This is a genomic window from Streptomyces sp. NBC_01232 (assembly GCF_035989885.1).
Classification (GTDB): Bacteria; Actinomycetota; Actinomycetes; order Streptomycetales; family Streptomycetaceae; genus Streptomyces.
Window position 1 is genome coordinate 8,447,775 of record NZ_CP108518.1, and the last position, 16,479, is coordinate 8,464,253.

The 16,479-nt window shown below is 69.4% G+C and carries 16 protein-coding genes; 10 read left to right on the forward strand and 6 right to left on the reverse strand.

Annotation, left to right across the window (positions count from 1 at the left end; all coding sequences use genetic code 11):
• Nucleotides 1-6: 6 nt before the first annotated feature.
• From OG444_RS38840 to OG444_RS38850, 3 genes are all read left to right on the forward strand, one after another.
• Nucleotides 7-654 (forward strand): class I SAM-dependent methyltransferase, encoded by a 648-nt coding sequence (locus OG444_RS38840; protein WP_327266581.1) that lies wholly within the window; start codon nucleotides 7-9, stop codon nucleotides 652-654.
• 200 nt (nucleotides 655-854) lie between these two features.
• Nucleotides 855-2,363 (forward strand): FMN-binding glutamate synthase family protein, encoded by a 1,509-nt coding sequence (locus tag OG444_RS38845; RefSeq protein ID WP_442810730.1) that lies wholly within the window; start codon nucleotides 855-857, stop codon nucleotides 2,361-2,363.
• A gap of 21 nt (nucleotides 2,364-2,384) precedes the next feature.
• Nucleotides 2,385-4,112, forward strand: a complete 1,728-nt coding sequence (locus OG444_RS38850; RefSeq protein WP_327266582.1) for a thiamine pyrophosphate-dependent enzyme — start codon at nucleotides 2,385-2,387, stop codon at nucleotides 4,110-4,112.
• Nucleotides 4,113-4,356: 244 nt separating this feature from the next.
• On the opposite strand, the gene OG444_RS38855 is transcribed toward OG444_RS38850, so the two are convergent.
• From OG444_RS38855 to OG444_RS38875, 5 genes are all read right to left on the reverse strand, one after another.
• Nucleotides 4,357-5,082 carry a restriction endonuclease gene (locus OG444_RS38855; protein ID WP_327267064.1) on the reverse strand — a complete coding sequence of 242 codons (726 nt, stop codon included), beginning with the start codon at nucleotides 5,080-5,082 and terminating at the stop codon, nucleotides 4,357-4,359.
• A 208-nt stretch (nucleotides 5,083-5,290) separates the two neighbouring features.
• Nucleotides 5,291-5,674 (reverse strand): VOC family protein, encoded by a 384-nt coding sequence (locus OG444_RS38860; RefSeq protein WP_327266583.1) that lies wholly within the window; start codon nucleotides 5,672-5,674, stop codon nucleotides 5,291-5,293.
• Between the two features lie 119 nt (nucleotides 5,675-5,793).
• Nucleotides 5,794-6,210: an ArsR/SmtB family transcription factor gene (locus OG444_RS38865; RefSeq protein ID WP_327267065.1), complete on the reverse strand. Its 417-nt coding sequence runs from the start codon at nucleotides 6,208-6,210 to the stop codon at nucleotides 5,794-5,796.
• Between the two features lie 179 nt (nucleotides 6,211-6,389).
• A complete protein-coding gene (locus OG444_RS38870) occupies nucleotides 6,390-6,764 on the reverse strand; it encodes a hypothetical protein (RefSeq protein ID WP_327266584.1) in 375 nt (124 codons plus the stop codon).
• Between the two features lie 194 nt (nucleotides 6,765-6,958).
• On the reverse strand, nucleotides 6,959-7,852 hold the full coding sequence (locus OG444_RS38875; protein ID WP_327266585.1) for a hypothetical protein: 894 nt from the start codon (nucleotides 7,850-7,852) through the stop codon (nucleotides 6,959-6,961).
• A gap of 804 nt (nucleotides 7,853-8,656) precedes the next feature.
• Here OG444_RS38875 and OG444_RS38880 point away from each other — a divergent pair.
• The 7 genes from OG444_RS38880 (at nucleotide 8,657) to OG444_RS38910 (ending at nucleotide 15,114) form a co-directional block, all read left to right on the forward strand.
• Entirely contained in the window at nucleotides 8,657-8,860 is a 204-nt protein-coding gene (locus OG444_RS38880) for a cold-shock protein (protein ID WP_004986771.1), read from the forward strand.
• 329 nt (nucleotides 8,861-9,189) lie between these two features.
• Nucleotides 9,190-10,686 (forward strand): DEAD/DEAH box helicase, encoded by a 1,497-nt coding sequence (locus OG444_RS38885; RefSeq protein ID WP_327266586.1) that lies wholly within the window; start codon nucleotides 9,190-9,192, stop codon nucleotides 10,684-10,686.
• Nucleotides 10,687-10,716: 30 nt separating this feature from the next.
• Entirely contained in the window at nucleotides 10,717-11,079 is a 363-nt protein-coding gene (locus tag OG444_RS38890) for an SCO5918 family protein (RefSeq protein ID WP_327266587.1), read from the forward strand.
• Between the two features lie 453 nt (nucleotides 11,080-11,532).
• Nucleotides 11,533-11,895 (forward strand): MerR family transcriptional regulator, encoded by a 363-nt coding sequence (locus OG444_RS38895; protein ID WP_327266588.1) that lies wholly within the window; start codon nucleotides 11,533-11,535, stop codon nucleotides 11,893-11,895.
• A 223-nt stretch (nucleotides 11,896-12,118) separates the two neighbouring features.
• On the forward strand, nucleotides 12,119-12,961 hold the full coding sequence (locus OG444_RS38900; RefSeq protein ID WP_327266589.1) for a hypothetical protein: 843 nt from the start codon (nucleotides 12,119-12,121) through the stop codon (nucleotides 12,959-12,961).
• Nucleotides 12,962-13,170: 209 nt separating this feature from the next.
• Entirely contained in the window at nucleotides 13,171-13,584 is a 414-nt protein-coding gene (locus tag OG444_RS38905) for a hypothetical protein (RefSeq protein WP_327266590.1), read from the forward strand.
• Nucleotides 13,585-13,710: 126 nt separating this feature from the next.
• Entirely contained in the window at nucleotides 13,711-15,114 is a 1,404-nt protein-coding gene (locus OG444_RS38910) for an AMP-binding protein (RefSeq protein ID WP_327266591.1), read from the forward strand.
• A gap of 380 nt (nucleotides 15,115-15,494) precedes the next feature.
• Here the strand turns inward: OG444_RS38910 and OG444_RS38915 are convergent, their stop codons facing one another.
• Nucleotides 15,495-16,046, reverse strand: coding sequence for a ribosome-inactivating family protein (locus OG444_RS38915; protein WP_327266592.1), 552 nt, complete (start codon nucleotides 16,044-16,046; stop codon nucleotides 15,495-15,497).
• Nucleotides 16,047-16,479: the final 433 nt, after the last annotated feature.

Below are 16,479 nucleotides of genomic sequence, written 5' to 3' on the forward strand. Positions count from 1 at the left end.
GCGGCCATGGCCGAACATCATGCCCTCAGCGCCACCCGCGAGGCCTACGACGCCGCCGCCCGCACCTATGCCCAGCTGTTCCGCGACACGCTGCGCGACAGCCCCCTGGACCGTGCGATCTTGGGGGTCTTCGCCGAGGCCGTGCGCGCGAGCGGGAACGGTCAGGTCGCGGACCTGGGATGCGGACCTGGCCACATCACTGCCCATCTGGCAGAACTTGGACTGACGGCATCTGGCGTCGATGCTTCCCCCGCAATGATCGAGTTGGCTCAACAGGCCTACCGGGAGCTGCGGTTCGAAGTGGGCTCGATGGCCGCTCTCGACATCGCGGACGGCGTGCTGGGCGGCGTACTCTCACGGTGGTCCATCATCCACACTCCGCCGCAGGAACTCCCCGTCATCCTGACCGAGTTCCACCGGGTGCTGGCACCTGGCGGCCACCTCCTGATCGGCTTTTCGGCGAGCGACGGTCCGTCTCACCCGACACAGGTCTTCGATCACGCGGTCGCACCGGCCTATCGATGGTCCCCCGATCACCTCGCCGCGATGCTGCGCACGTTCGGACTGGCCGAGGTGGCCCGGATGGTTCGCGAGCCCCAGCCCACCGACCGCCGACAGTTCCAGGAGGTTCAACTGCTGGCCCGCAAGGCCTGAACACAGGCAGCCGGGTCCAACCTTCCCACGTGCCGGACGGGGTACCTGCGAAGGTCGTGACATCGGCACCGGCACCGGCATCGACAGCGACGGGACAGCGGCCCGGTCACGGCGGTCTACGCGGCGGCGAAGCCCTCCCCGATGCCGTCACCGCGGAGGTCGACGCGGTTGACGGCCGGGCTTCGGGACACACGCGCGGTGTGCTGAAAACACTTCTCGTCCTCCTGCTCGGCGCGCTCGTGGCGGTGGCCGCCCGCGACCTCCTGCAGCGCCGGCATTCCGTCCTGCGGAACTACCCGCTGCTGGGGCACCTGCGGTTCGCCCTGGAGGCGCTGCGTCCGGAGATCCAGCAGTACTTCATCGAGCGGAACTTCGACGGCCGCCCCTTCGACCGGGACACCCGCAGCATCGTCTACGAGCGCGCCAAGGGCACCGACGCCGAGGAGCCCTTCGGCACCGAACGCGACCTCTACCAGGTCGGCAGTGAGTACCTCACCCCCTCCATGGCCCCGCGACCGGTGCGCGTCGATCCACCCAGGGTCCGGATCGGCGGCCCCGACTGCACCCGGCCGTACGACATGGCCCTCCTCAACGTCTCCGCGATGAGCTTCGGCTCGCTGTCCGCCAACGCCGTCCTGGCCCTCAACACCGGCGCCCGGCTGGGCGGCTTCGCTCAGGACACCGGCGAAGGCGGCCTCTCCGAGTACCACCTGAAGCCCGGCGGTGACCTTGTCTGGGAGATCGGCACCGGCTACTTCGGCTGCCGCACCGACGACGGGGACTTCGACGCGCGTCAGTTCGCTGAGAAGGCGGCACACGAGCAGGTCAAGTGCGTTTCGTTGAAGATCAGTCAAGGCGCCAAGCCCGGCATCGGGGGAGTACTTCCGGGCCCCAAGGTGAATGCGGAGATCGCGGCGGTCCGCGGTGTTCCACAAGGGCGGACCGTGATCTCGCCGCCCTTCCACCGGGTCTACTCCACCCCGCGCGAACTGGTCCGCTTCCTGGCCCGGATGCGCGAGCTGGCGGACGGCAAGCCCGTCGGTTTCAAGCTGTGCGTCGGCTCGCGCCGTGAATTCCTCGCCGTGTGCAAAGCCATGCTGGAGGAGGACACCACGCCCGACTTCATCGTCGTCGACGGAGCGGAGGGCGGCACGGGCGCGGCTCCACTGGAATTCGCGGACGGCGTCGGCCTGCCGCTCGGTGAGGGGCTGATGACCGTACACAATGCCCTCGTGGGGGTCGGCCTGCGCGATCGCATCCGGATCGGGGCCTCCGGCAAGGTCGCCACCGGAAGCGACCTCGTCAAACGCCTGCTCCAGGGCGCCGACTACACCAACGCGGCCCGCGCGATGATGTTCGCGATCGGCTGCATCCAGGCACAGCGCTGCCACACCAACGCGTGCCCCGTGGGGGTCGCCACCCAGGACGCACGACGTGCCCGCGCCGTCGACGTGGGCGACAAATCCCGGCGCGTCGAGCGCTACCAGCGGGCCACGGTCGAGAGCGCCCTCAGGATCATGGCGGCGATGGGAGTCGACGGCCCGTCCGGGCTGCGCCCGCACCAACTGCTCCAGCGGGTGGACCCGCACACCGTGCGCTCGTACGAGGAACTGCACGAATGGCTCACGCCCCGACAGCTGCTCGCATCAGCGCCCGAGGGCTGGGCATCCGACTGGCGGGCGGCCGACCCGGACCGCTTCACCCCGTGAGACGGAGGGAAGGACACCGCTGTGGCACGAACCGTGGCCCACGTGATCGTCGACGCGCTGAAGGACCTGGGCGTCCGGCACGTCTTCGGCGTCGTCGGAGACGCCCTGAACCCACTGACCGATGCGATCCGCACCACCGACGACCTGACCTGGGTCGGCTGCCGGCACGAGGAGGCCGCCGCCTTTGCGGCGGGGGCGCAGTCACAGCTCTCCGGCACCCTAGGGGTGTGCATGGGCACGGTCGGACCCGGCTCCGTGCACCTCCTCAACGGGCTCTACGACGCCGCCAAGAGCCGTACCCCGGTCCTCGCGATCTGCGGACAGGTCCCGCTCGCGGAGATCGGCAGCGACTACTTCCAGGAGGTCGACAACGACCTGCTCTTCCGCGACGTCGCCGTCCACCGGGCCACCGTCACCTCCCCGGACCAGATGCCGCGGATGCTGGAGAGCGCCGTACGCGCAGCCGTGACCCGCGGCGGCGTCGCCGTCCTGACCGTGCCCGGCGACCTGGGCGACCAGGAGCTCGGCGACGACCGTCCGGCGCGCTTCACCCTCGAGCGTGCCGTCACCCGGCCGGACGAGCCCGCCCTCGCCGAGGCGGCCGAACTCCTGAACGCCGCGTCCCGTGTCACCCTGCTCGTCGGCCGCGGAGCCCGCGACGCCCGCACCGAAGTCCTCCGGACCGCCGAGCTGCTCAGTGCCCCCATGGTGCTCACCCTGAAGGCGAAGGAGGGCTTCGAGGGCGACAACCCCTTCCAGGTCGGCCAGACCGGCCTGATCGGCAACCCCGCCGCCTCCCACGCCCTCGACCGTGGCGACGTGCTCCTCATGCTGGGCACCGACTTCCCCTACCGGGACTGGTACCCGAAGGACTGCAAGGTGGTCCAGATCGATGCCCGCGAGGAGCACCTGGGGCGCCGGGTACCCGTGGACGCCGGTCTCGCCGGCGACGTGGGCGCCACGCTGCGCGCCCTGCTCCGCCTGCTGAACGAGGTACCCGACCGGGCACACCTCGACGATGCCCGGGACCGGTTCACTCAGTGGGAGGAGGGGCAGAGCCGCCTGGCCGACCCCGCCCACGAGCACCGCTGGACCGGCAGGCTGCGCGCGGTAGTGGACAACCCCGACCACGACATCCGGCCGGAGGCGCTCGCCGCCGCGGTCGACCGGTACGCGGCCGAGGACGCCGTCTTCACCTCCGACACCGGGATGGCCACCGTCTGGCTCTCCCGCTTCGTCACCATGCGGGGAACCAGGCGCCTGATCGGCTCGTACAACCTGGGCTCGATGGCCAACGCCATGCCCCAGGCCCTGGGCGCCCAGCTGTGGGCTCCCGACCGCCAGATCGTCGCGCTCTGCGGTGACGGCGGGCTCAGCATGCTGCTCGGCGACCTGATGACCCTCGCGACGTACCGGCTGCCCGTGAAACTCGTCGTCTTCGACAACCGCCGACTGGGTATGGTCAAGCTCGAACAGGAGCAGGCGGGCCTGCCCGAATTCGGTACGGAACTCGACAACCCCGACTTCGCCGCCGTCGCCACGGCGCTCGGCCTCACCGGGATCCGCGTCACCGATCCGGCCGACCTCCACGACAGTGTGCGCCGGGCGTTCGACACCCCGGGCCCGGTCCTGCTGTACGTACTGACCAACCCGGAGGAAGTGGCCGTACCGGGCAAGCCGACCGTCGCGCAGGGGTGGGGTTACGCCATCGCCAAGGTGAAGGAGATCCTCCCGAGCCGCGAGAACTGAGCGACCCGGGGGCGTGCCACGAGGTGCGATGCCGTCCGAGGCGGGCGCCGTGCTCGCCCTGGCCTTCCTGACCGCCGTTGCCGGCGACGCGACACCGACGCGTCCACCAGTCCGCACCACTCAGCTCGCGAGAGCGAAGCGCTCCACTTGACCGTCCCGGAGATCTGCTCCCTGTTCAACGCCGTCCTCGGCCTGGCAGCCGTAACCGCTGCCAGGCCTCTGCACTGGTCAATCGGCGCAAGTGCTAAGCGTCGGCATCGGTCACCCGGCCGGCACGCGCCGCGGACGCGGCGGTCCATGGCGGCGGCGTGTGCGTCTGCGTCCACGCCGCCAGGCCGTCGCCGTCGACGCAGACGATGTCGCAGGCTGCGGCGTACTCGGCGGCCGGAGCGGTGAACTCGCTGGTGGTCACGACGACGGCCACATCGGCCTCGTGGACGGCGAAGCAGGTGCCGCCGAAGCGCTGGAGGTCCTGGGAACCGACCCGGTTGCCCTCACCGTAGTGCTTGCACTGGATGACCACACGCAGCCCGTCCGCCGTCGTGGCGATCACATCGGCTCCCAAGTCCCCAGCACCACCGACCACTTCCACCTGCGGGCAGCCATCCCGAGCGCACAGCGCTGCGACCGTGTGCTCGAAGCCGTCCGCGTCCACGGTCGTGTGGTCGAGGGCGCTCGAATCCACCTCGGGCAGGTTCGTGGTCTGCGGTTCGGCCGCCGGGGAAGCGCCGGATGCCGGCGCACCCGGGCCCATCGGGCCGCGCGGACTCGGCGGGCATGCGGTGGAACGGCGGAGCCCGGGGGAGATGCTCCACCGCGCCAGCGCCACACCGGCGGCCAGGAGGAGCACAGTGACAACGGGCAGCACCGGTACACCCCCGCCCGTTTCCACAGCTGCCTTGACGAAGACGGCCGCTCCGCCCAGGCAGATCCCCACCAGCCCCACCGCCAGCACGAGGTCACGCCCCATGGACGTCACGCGGACGCCTCCGCCACGCCGACGTCCTCCGGTTGCTGCCATGCGGACCCCTCCTCGCTGGACACGCCCTCTGTCCTTCCCCACACATCCCTTCTCGTCTGATCACAATGGGCGGATCCAAACGGCCCCGCCTGTCACGAAACGATCATGCCGATCGGCTCCGGGCTTCCGTGCCTGCGAGCCTCGGGGCCTGCGGGCCTCAGGAAGACATTGCCGCGTGATCGGACTCGCTGCGCAGGACGCAGAATTCGTTGCCTTCAGGATCGGCGAGTACGGCCCAGCCCGCGCCGCCGGGCGTCCGGCGATCAGTGACCAGGGTGGCTCCGAGGTTCAACAGCCGCTCGACCTCCTCCTCGCGCGAGGTCGTCGGACGCAGGCACAAGTGGATCCGGTTCTTGATCGTCTTCGGTTCCGGCACCTGGTTGAAGTACAGGACCGGACCCTCTGCAAGCACCACCTGGGTCTCCCGGTCGCCCGGCCTGCACTGCGGATGCGGCGGACAACCGGTCACAGCACTCCAGAACCGAGCCAGCTCATACGCATCCGCACAGTCGATCGCCACGTTCTGCACTATCGAAACCATGCGGATCAGCCTGCCTGAGCACTGATCGTCCCGCCACCAATATGGCGCCCCGGCCCCGGCCCCACCTGCACGTTTGCCGTCTGTTGCCGGGTGCCGGCTGTCGACTCGGACCGGTGCGCTCACGGCCTGTCGGCCCCGGCCCTGTCCGCCACCACGCGCCCGGTCCGGTCCCCGGCCGCTGACCTCTCGCGTGCACCCTCCGCCTGTGGTCCCAACTGTCGCAGTTCGGCGAGGAGTTCACTCTGACCCGCCAGGAGTTCGGTCAGGATGCGGCGTGCTGCGCGCAGGAGGTCGGCCACGTCGCCGCCGGCGAGGGCGTAACTGACGGTGGCTCCGTCGCGGATGGACACGACGATGCCGGACCGGCGCAGGACCGCCAGCTGCTGCGAGAGGTTGGACGCCTCGACATCGATCGCGGCGAGGAGGTCGCGTACGGGTACGGGGCCGTTCTGCAGGAGTTCCAGGACGCGGATGCGGACTGGGTGTCCAAGCATCCGGAAGAACTCGGCTTTCGCCTGGTAGAGGGGTACCTGCATGCCCATGGACGCTCCTGCTGTTGCTTCAAACCTTGCTGCTGCGGCGGGCTTCCAGCCTGTCGGTCACTCATACATTCATACGGAGGGGCCCACGCATGCCCGCGTTTGATTCGTTTCCAATGTGTCGGATTGAAGAATTCTTCAACTCGTGGGCATGCGTGGGCGCAAGAACGCCGGGCTCAGAGCTCCAGGGCCGCCTCGACGCGCTTGAGCTGGTGGCGGGCCATGGCCAGGTTGGATTTCGCCTTGTCCAGTACGACGTACAGGAACAGGCCGCCGTGGTCCCGCCCCTTGAGCAGCCGGATCAGGTGGTACTGGCCTCCGAGGGTGATCAGGACGTCCTCGATCTCGTCGTTCAGGCCCAGCATCTCCATGGTGCGGACCTTCGCGCGGATCACATCGGTGTTGCCCGCGGCGGCGACCGTGAGGTCGAGATCCTTCCCGCCGCCGAGGGTTCCCAGCGCCATGCCGCTGGTGTAGTCCACCAGCGCGGCTCCCATCGCACCCTCGATCGAGGTCATCGTCTCCTTCAAGGAGACCTCAACGTTCGCCATTGGCACTCGCTCCCTTTGTCTCTACGGTCACCGTCCGGTGCTCGGTTCGTGGTGACACCGGACAGCTTGTGAGGACGACGTTACCGAGCGTGCGTGACGATGTATGGGGAACGAAAGATTGCGTGGAATGTCCGCACCGGACACCGGGACCTGCCAAGACCTGCCGACGGGTGCCCGAGCCAGTGCGGCAACGGTCACGGCCGCCCCGGCCCGGGCGGTCGTCCGGGTGGCGGGAGCGTCCGGTGGGCCAGCCGGATCATGAACGATTCCGGAGGCTGCCAGACGTCCCGGTCGTCGAAGGACCATGCGTAGATCGGGGCTCCGTCCCGGACGCAGTCGAGCAGGCCCGGCGCTGCGAGCTCGCGCGCCGACCACTCGTAGAGCTGCTGCAGTCTCGGAGCGATCACCCCGAAATCGAGAAGGCGGCCGAACCCGACCTCCCGGTCGAGATTGGACTGCACGGTGTCGCGGAGCGGGTACTCGTCGGGCAGCACGCGGGACAGCTGCAGGAAGATCCCGGTCATCCCCAGCCTCGGGTCACCGAGGAGCGGGGCCAGGGGGCGGAGAGGGCCGAGAGAGAGTCGGGGCGCTGCGACGAGGGCGTGGGCGTAGAGCACGCGGCACAGGACGACGTTCGTGAAGAACCGCTCGGTCGCGTTCTCCGCCTCCGCGAGACCGCGGTTCTCGAGGTAGGCGGCGACCACGCTCCCGTTGTGTGCCCGGTACCAGGCCCGGGCGGTGGGGCGGTCGGCGAAGGACAGCCAATGTGCGGCCGTACGCGACGAGGCCGGCCCGGGGAGCCCACCGCTGAGGCCCACCGCCTCGCAGCCGTCACGGAGAATGCGTTCGTTCACCGCACGCCACCACGGGCTGCCGGGCCGGTCGGCGAACGTCGGCTGCAGCACGCCGCGCCGCAGCTGCCAGCGCATGAACGACATCGCTGCCCGTCGGAACGGCAGATGCCGGGGTGCCTTGCCGAACGGGCCGTAGTAGCAACGCTCCATCAAGGCCATCCGCCCGGCGGGATCGTCACGGACCGAACCGACCTGCCGCCCGGCCCAGGCCGCGGCCGTGACCTCGGACTTCATGCCCACAGAGTCGCACAAACCGCACACATCAGACCGATGGCCCGGCCCGGCGGCGGTTGGCTCACCCTTCACCGGGCGCCGTGAACGAACCGCAGGTCGGGAGGATGAAGCCCCTGCCGACGCGGCCGCTCGGGAGTGCCGCCATGGACATGGGACTGCCGACCGAATCGCTGTCCGGTTCGTGGGAGCGCGCACGGTCGGCACGCGGCGCCCCCGCGCACACGCAGCCTGCGGCCGCGTCTTCTTCAGCCCCCGCCCTGGACGGCTGGACGCGGGTCATCGGCGACTCCTGCCAGGACACCCACCGCACCGGGGCCTTGCCCTCTCCGCGTGCGGCTGGGCCCACGGCCACCCGACCGGGGCGCTGCCGGTGTGGCGTCGCCGTCGTCCGGTCCGGGCGGGGCAGGCTGCGTGATCTCCGCCCGAGGCGGCCGTCGAAGCGTGCCCGGGGCCCACTGGGGCCGGATCGCCCCCGCGGCGGGTGCAGCAGGGCTCGCTCGCCCGATCGCTGTCCTGCCCGGCAAGCAATATCTGTGCCCGCGCGATGAGAATTACACGAACCGCACAGTGAAGCTTTTTCCTGCAGTGGGCGACGTGAAATTTCGCACCGTACGCCGGGTGTGGATGCGTGCTACTGTCGATCTCAGTTGCAGTTGTGGTTCCCAAAAATTCAAGTTCCCCAGCAGGTCTCTGACCCTGGGAGTGCTTTTAGTTTTCCGGTCATTTTCGGACGGGGTAATCATCGCGGCGACACGGAATCCGCACAGTGCGGATCCTGATGTACTGCCCCAAAGGAGATATGACATGGCTACTGGAACCGTGAAGTGGTTCAACGCGGAAAAGGGCTTCGGCTTCATCGAGCAGGACGGTGGCGGCGCTGACGTGTTCGCCCACTACTCGAACATCGCCGCCCAGGGCTTCCGTGAGCTGCTCGAGGGCCAGAAGGTCAGCTTCGACATCGCGCAGGGCCAGAAGGGCCCGACGGCCGAGAACATCGTTCCCGCCTGACGCTGACGCGTACTTCGTAGCTGGGGCCCGCATCCTTCGGGGTGCGGGCCCCAGCTGCACGCATTTTTCGTGCCGCGCCGCCCCGCACCAGCTGCGAGGGCGACGCCGAGGAAACCGCAGTCCCTCCGTGCGCGGATCCTCCCCCGGCCCACACACCGGATTCACGCCCTGAAGGCGTCACCCATTTTGCGCTGCCTGTTCCCGCGAGGAGCTTCGGCCCGGCCGGACAGGTTCGCTTCGTATTTCCATTCGGCCCGTTCTTGCAATTCTCCGCGCACTGCACCGCCGCGGGAATTCCTTGATATGCGCCGTATCGAGGAAGGTTCCGCATGAACCGCACACGCACGAACGACCGATTCGCCCGTACGCGCAACAGCAGCGCAGGATCCGGCAAGAGCGGCGGCCGCTTCGGCGGCTCGGCCCCCAGCCGGTCCAGTGGCCCGAGCCGCTCGGGCGGCTACGGCCGTCGGCCCGCCGCTGTCCAGGGCGAGTTCGCCCTGCCGAAGACGATCACTCCCGCGCTGCCCGCCGTCGAGGCCTTCGCCGACCTCGACATGCCGAGGGAACTGCTCGCCGCACTCGCCGTGCAGGGCTTGACCGTGCCGTTCCCGATCCAGGGCGCCACCCTGCCGAACTCCCTGGCGGGCCGTGACGTGCTCGGCCGTGGACGGACCGGCTCCGGCAAGACCCTGGCCTTCGGACTGGCCCTGCTGGCCCGTACGGCCGGCCGGCGCGCCGAGCCGCGCCAGCCGCTCGCGCTGGTCCTCGTACCGACCCGCGAACTGGCCCAGCAGGTCACCGACGCCCTCACCCCGTACGCCCGCTCCGTCAAGCTCCGGCTCGCGACCGTCGTCGGCGGAATGCCCATCGGACGGCAGGCCGGCGCGCTGCGCGGCGGTGCCGAGGTCGTCGTCGCCACGCCGGGCCGGCTGAAGGACCTGATCGACCGCGGCGACTGCCGGCTGGACGAAGTGGCGATCACCGTCCTGGACGAGGCCGACCAGATGGCCGACATGGGCTTCATGCCGCAGGTCACCGCCCTGCTCGACCAGGTGCGCCCCGAGGGGCAGCGGATGCTCTTCTCCGCCACCCTCGACCGCAACGTCGACCTGCTGGTGCGCCGCTACCTGAGCGACCCGGTCGTCCACTCCGTCGACCCGTCCGCCGCGGCGGTGACGACGATGGAGCACCACGTGCTCCACGTACACGGCGGCGACAAGCACGCGGCCACCACCGAGATCGCAGCGCGCGACGGCCGCGTCATCATGTTCCTGGACACCAAGCACGCCGTGGACCAGCTCACGAGCCACCTCCTGAACAGCGGGGTGCGGGCCGCAGCCCTGCACGGCGGGAAGTCGCAGCCGCAGCGCACCCGCACCCTGGCGCAGTTCAAGACCGGGCACGTGAGCGTGCTCGTCGCCACGAACGTCGCCGCCCGCGGCATCCACGTCGACAACCTCGACCTGGTCGTCAACGTGGACCCGCCCACCGACCACAAGGACTACCTGCACCGCGGCGGCCGCACCGCCCGCGCCGGCGAGTCCGGCAGCGTCGTCACCCTGGTCACCCCGAACCAGCGCCGCGACATGACGCGCCTCATGGCCGCCGCCGGGATCACCCCGCAGACCACCCACGTCCGCTCCGGCGAAGAGGCCCTGCGCCGGATCACCGGCGCCCAGGCGCCCTCCGGCATCCCGGTCGTCATCACCGCTCCGGCGGCCGAGCGGCGTCCGCGCAGTGGCTCCGGCTCGCGCGATCGCCGCCGCCCCGCCGCGGCGGGCCGGCGTAGGCCCGTACGGCAGTCCTCTGCCGACGCCGCGGCGTGAAAACCCTTCCACTTCCCCTTGTGAGGCATCATGCGCTGCGTCATCGCCCGATTCCCGTTCGACCTGACCAAGAGCGGCGTGCTGGAGTCGATGAAGGGCATCAAGCCCGAGCCCGTCGAAGGTGAGTCCGTGATCATCGGACGCCGGCAGTACCCGGTCAAGCAGGTCGGCCAGGTCGTCACCCGCCAGGACCGCCGGGATTTCAGCGCCGGTGAGGTCGTACGGGCCATGACCATGCTCGGTTTCACCTGCCGCGGCCTGCCGCAGGCGCCCGCCGCGCCCGCGCCCGGCCTCACCCCGCTCCAACGGGCTTCGGCGATGCTCGGCGCGCCCGAGCCGGTGCCCGCGCCCCAGCCCGCTCCGGCACCCGCGCCCGTACCGGTTTCCGTCTGACCGCAGCGGCACAGCAGTGAGGGCCCGACCGCACACGCGGTCGGGCCCTCACTGCTGTCGTGGTGATGCTGTGGTGCGCTGCGCTGCGCTGTTCTGTGCGAGAGAAGATCTCTTACGGTCGAACACGAGAAAATCTATCCCAGTCACAGTAGACATCTGGTTCCGACGTGCATATGGTTTCTCTCGTAGCCAAGATCGAAGGAATGGAGGAAGCAGACGCCATCAGGATCGCCCGGGCAAGGACGCACGGCCCGGGTACCGTACGACCCCCGAACGGAAGGTGGTCCCCGGTCAGGCATTCGCGATCCCCGCACTCCGCCCGTCTACAGGGCGTGACAGCGGAAACAGAAGGTCGGCGCAGCACTGAGGCCGACAGATGGTGTTGAATTCCCTTCAGGGCCTTGGTGCCGTACGGCACCAAGGCCCTTCGGCGCGTCCCAAGAAGAGGTGCAGATGACAGCGGATGACTCGCTCGGCGGCCGGCTGGACGACGATGACTACCCCGCCTACACGATGGGCCGGGCCGCCGAACTCCTCGGCACGACCCCTGGCTTCCTGCGCGCCATCGGCGAGGCCCGTCTGATCACACCGCTGCGCTCCGCAGGCGGGCACCGCCGGTACTCCCGCTACCAGCTGCGGATCGCGGCCCGCGCACGGGAGCTCGTGGACCAGGGCACGCCGGTCGAAGCCGCCTGCCGCATCGTCATCCTGGAGGACCAGCTCGAAGAGGCGCAGCGCATCAACGCCGAGTACCGGCGCGCCGCGACCGCCGCGCCCACACCTGCGCCGAGGCCCACGCCGGACGATTCCCGCTGAGCCTCGGTCACCCGGCAGAGGGACACCGTCAACTGCACGCAGGCGCGAGCATGCACGGCAGTTCATGCAATTCCCTTGCTTGCCCGTGGACTTGGTGCCCGAGTGCCCCGGTGGCCTTCCAGATCCGGTGCTGGCAGCGGCGGGCCGTGGCTCTGATGCGCCGGAGCGCAGTACGTACGTTTCGCTGACCCACCGGCGCTCCCTGCGGCACTAGGCTCGGGCCGTGGGACAGCCCGAGCAGCGCGTCGAAGGCGCAGGACCGTTCACCACCCGACTCACCTGGGAGCGCCCTCAGGGGGAAAGGGTGGTCTGGGATTCGCGGCCGGCGCGCAAGCGCGGCACGCTGACGGTCCGTGGCCCGGGAGAAACGGCCGACCGGCCCTCGGCGGCCACCCCCGAGGCTCTGTACCGCCTGCGCAGGCTCAACACCGTCGCCTCCGGAGCGTTCGTCGTCGGCGGGCTGCTCTTCGCCCTCGGCGCCGCGATGTCCCAGTTCGGCGCGGGCGATCCGCTCCAGAGTGCCTGGGTGTACTTCACCGGCGGTCTGTTCTTCAACCTCGGCGGCTACGTCTCGCTCCTCCAGGTACTCAACGGGCCGCGCCACGCCCCGGGAGGCGGCTTCCAGGACACGGGCGGCTGGAGGTGGTGGGGATACGAGCCGATGCGGCTCGACTGGCTCAGCACCTTCGTCCTGTTCTCCGGGACGCTCGTGTTCGCCGTCAACCTGCTGGACTCCTTCCTGCAGGGCCTCTCCGTCCAGCAGGTCAACCGGCTGATCTGGACTCCCGACGTCATCGGATGCGTGCTGTTCCTCGTTTCTGGGCACCTTGCGTTCGCCGAGATCTGCCATCGATTCCTGCCCTGTATCCGCTCGCGCAGCCTCGGGTGGTGGGTCGTCGCGGTGAACCAGTTCGGCTCGCTGCTGTTCATGGCGTCGGCACTGGCGGCCTTCACCAGGCCCGCCACCGGAAGCCTGGTCAATGTCGACATCGCCAACTGGGCGACGCTGACCGGCGCGCTGTGCTTCTCGATCGGCGGTGTGCTCCAGTACTTCGAACGGCCGTAGGCTCTCGGTCCTCCCCACCAACTCGCTCGGTTCGCTCAGGGATTTGGTCCGGGCCGGGATCCTGCCGGTTCAGGGCATGGACGATGATGGAGGCGCACAAGTGTGGGGGAGTCGGGCCGGGCCGGGTCACCGGTCTGCAGGGGAGGGTTCGGTAGCTGATGTCGACGGGTGTTCGACCGCAAGAGGGCTTGCGGTTCCTGGTCATTGCAGTGGGTGTCATCGTCGCGGGACTGGCCGGATTCCTCGTCGAGCTGGCGGCGGGCCAGGACGGTGAGCCTCTCAAGGTCACCGATGTGGAGGGGCTCTGGTCGGCAACGGACGGGGGACGTCTGACCGTCCGGCCGGACGGCTCCGCAGAACTGGAGGGGGTCAGGGATCCGAAGGAGGGGTGCGGACGGTCCAACAGCACGGTCGGCTCCGCGTATCCGGGTCCGACGACCTGGGAGTTCGATACCTACCCCGACGAGTCACCGGGCATCAGGTTCGACTACCGGGGCATCGACACCGGGCAGAAGTGCAGTGTCTACCTGTCCATCACCGGCTCCGACAAGCACGGCGCCAAGGGCTTCCTCCCGCATCGCCCTGAGCAGCAGTATGCGCGAGGTGCCGTACAGGCCGGCTGACGTGCCCGGACAGCTCGCGGGGCGGCGGGCGAGCCGGTGATGGGTAGGGGCCGACCGGCCGGCTGGTGCCGGCGTCGTAGGCTGGCGTGGTCGTCGCTGCCCACTGGTGAATGGAGAGCCGCTGTGATGCTGACCGCCCTCACGGGTGTTTTCGGGGACCGGGCGGATGCTGTCACTGTTGCGGGTCGTACCGCCTCGTACGAGGAACTCCTCGGCGCGGCGGGGGCTGTGGCCGCCGATCTCGCCCGGGTTCCGGTGGGAGCGTTCGCGGTGACGGCGACTGCGTCGCTCGAGACGGTCGCGGCGGTGGTCGGGGGTCTGATCGCGGGCGTGCCGTGCGTCCCGCTGCCTCCGGATGCGGGTCCGTCGGAGCGCGATCACATTCTGCGTGATTCTGGTGCTCGTCTCCTCGAGGTGGACTTCGCCCGCCGCGCGCCCGCAGTGACGTCGGCGTCGGCTTCGGCGGCCGCATCCGGATCCGCATTCGGATCTGCGTCCGCGTCCGCGTCCGTGGAGGATCCGGCGCTGATTCTGTACACGTCCGGGACGACCGGGGCGCCGAAGGGGGTGGTCGTCAGCGCTGCCGCGATCACTGCCGACCTCGATGCGCTGGCTGCGGCGTGGCAGTGGAGTGCCGAGGACACTCTGGTTCACGGTCTGCCGCTCTTCCATGTACACGGCCTGGTCCTGGGCGTGTTGGGGGCCTTGCGGACCGGGAGCCGCCTGGTGCATACGGGCCGGCCGACGCCGGAGGCGTACGCGGCGGCTGCGGAGGCGGGCGGGAGTCTCTACTTCGGGGTGCCGACGGTGTGGTCTCGTATCGCGGCTGCTCCGCAGGAGGCGGCAGCGTTGTCGCGGGCCCGGTTGCTGGTGTCGGGGAGTGCGGCCCTGCCCGCGCCGGTCTTCCGTGATCTGGAGCGCTTGACGGGACACCGGCCGGTGGAGCGGTACGGGATGACGGAAACCCTGATCACGGTGAGCGGGCGAGCGGGCGGCGAGGTCCACCCGGGCGCGGTCGGTACGCCGCTTGCGGGCATCCGTACGCGCATCGCCGCCGAGCCGGGTGCCGAGATCGGTGAACTGCAGCTGACCGGGCCGACGTTGTTCTCGGGCTACCTGGGCCGGCCGGAGGCCACCGCTGCCGCGTACACGGAGGACGGCTGGTTCCGTACGGGTGACATCGCGTCGGTGGGCGAGGACGGGGTCCACCGGATCGTGGGCCGTGCCTCCACCGACATGATCAAGTCGGGCGGGTACCGGATCGGGGCGGGCGAGATCGAGAACGCGCTCCTGGACCATCCGCGGGTGAGGGAGGCAGCGGTGGTCGGTGTACCGGATGCGGATCTGGGGCAGCGGATCGTCGCCTTCGTCGTCGCCGACGGGGTCACGGGCGCCGAACTCACCGATTTCGTCGCTGCGCACCTGTCGGTGCACAAACGCCCGCGCGAGGTGCGGTTCATCGCGGCGATCCCGCGCAACGCGATGGGCAAGCCCCAGAAGCGACTCCTCCTGGAGGGCAGGGCCGGGTAGCGCACCCTTGGCACGAACTGTGGCGGGGCCGGTGTTGGGCGGGCCGAGGGTGCGGATGAGTCGGTGCGGCTGATGGTGCGCTGACCGAGCCTCAAGGATGCCCGCCTGCGACCACTACACCCGCGCCCCCTGGCCATGCGACGACTTGAGTGACCTGGCTTCGCCCCACACCGGTCACTTTGGCTTCCACGCGGAGGCTTGAAGCAGCGCAGCACACGAAGGGACGGTGGGTGAAACTGCGTGCCTGGACCGATCCTCGCTCCCGGAAAGTGCTTTACGAAACCACTCCTGTCGCAATCTCTTGAATACCGGCTCGCACTCCCTGGGTGCCCCCACGGCTTTGGGTTGATGGTGCGCGGGCTTCAGGTAGCTCCAGCTCACTACAGTCGCCCTCCAGTCATCCAGATGCGTGAGATTGCACCGGCCAGGGCGGGGTATCGGGCGGCCTCGCAGAGCATCTCCGAGAGTACGAGCATTCCATGAGCGGTGTTCCGCGGATCCCGGTTCTGGTGCAGCCAGATGACCGCGTCACTCAAGGGCCGACGCCCGAGCAGGATCCCCGAACGCCGGACGGCGGCGGCCGTCTCCAGGTCGGCGCGGTTTCCGCCGAACGGCAGGGCTTCCGTTCGGTGGAGACCCGGCGGGGCCACAGAGTCCCGCACGTGGCGGGCGTACGCTTCCGGCGGTGCCTGGCCGTTCTCGAAGATGTTCCGGAACCCGGCTATCCGGAGGCTCGTATTGCGTGGGCGGAGCTCGATGTAGAGCTCGATGAACAGACCGCGCAGTTGGACGTGAAGAGGAAGGTAGGGCATCTGGCCCTCCTTGCGCCCGGCTCCGCCGAAGAATCCCTGCGCATCTTGCGCCTTCGACCGGATGGCCGACGTCAGGGATCGATATTCGTCGGCAGAGGCGAGCGCCGGGGAAAACAGCATTGGCATCAGCATGGCCGGCCTATCAGGGGAGAGATCCGGAACTCGAACATCTCATAACTAATCTGATCGCAATCGCCTGGATCCTGCTGTACACGCGCATGCAAATCACCACCTTCGCCATATTCCGACGACGGATTCATCACCCTCGTCGGTGCCGGGTTCGGTCCGATGCGCTCCTTTGTAGTCGGCCGGATGACGGCCAAGAGAATTGTTTGCATCTGATGCTAAGAAATCAGCGCGCGATCCTGGAGGCGCGGGTGACTGTCGCAGGCCGCAACGGGGCATGCCGGCCGTCGGGTTGACGGCAGTAGAGCTGCGGCGGGAGGGCGTCATCGCCGCGCCACAGGAGTGAGTTCCTCGACCCCGTAGGCGGCCGGAAGCTCAACCGTTCCAGAGGCCGGGATCCATGCCAGGCGGGACAGCTGGATGATCA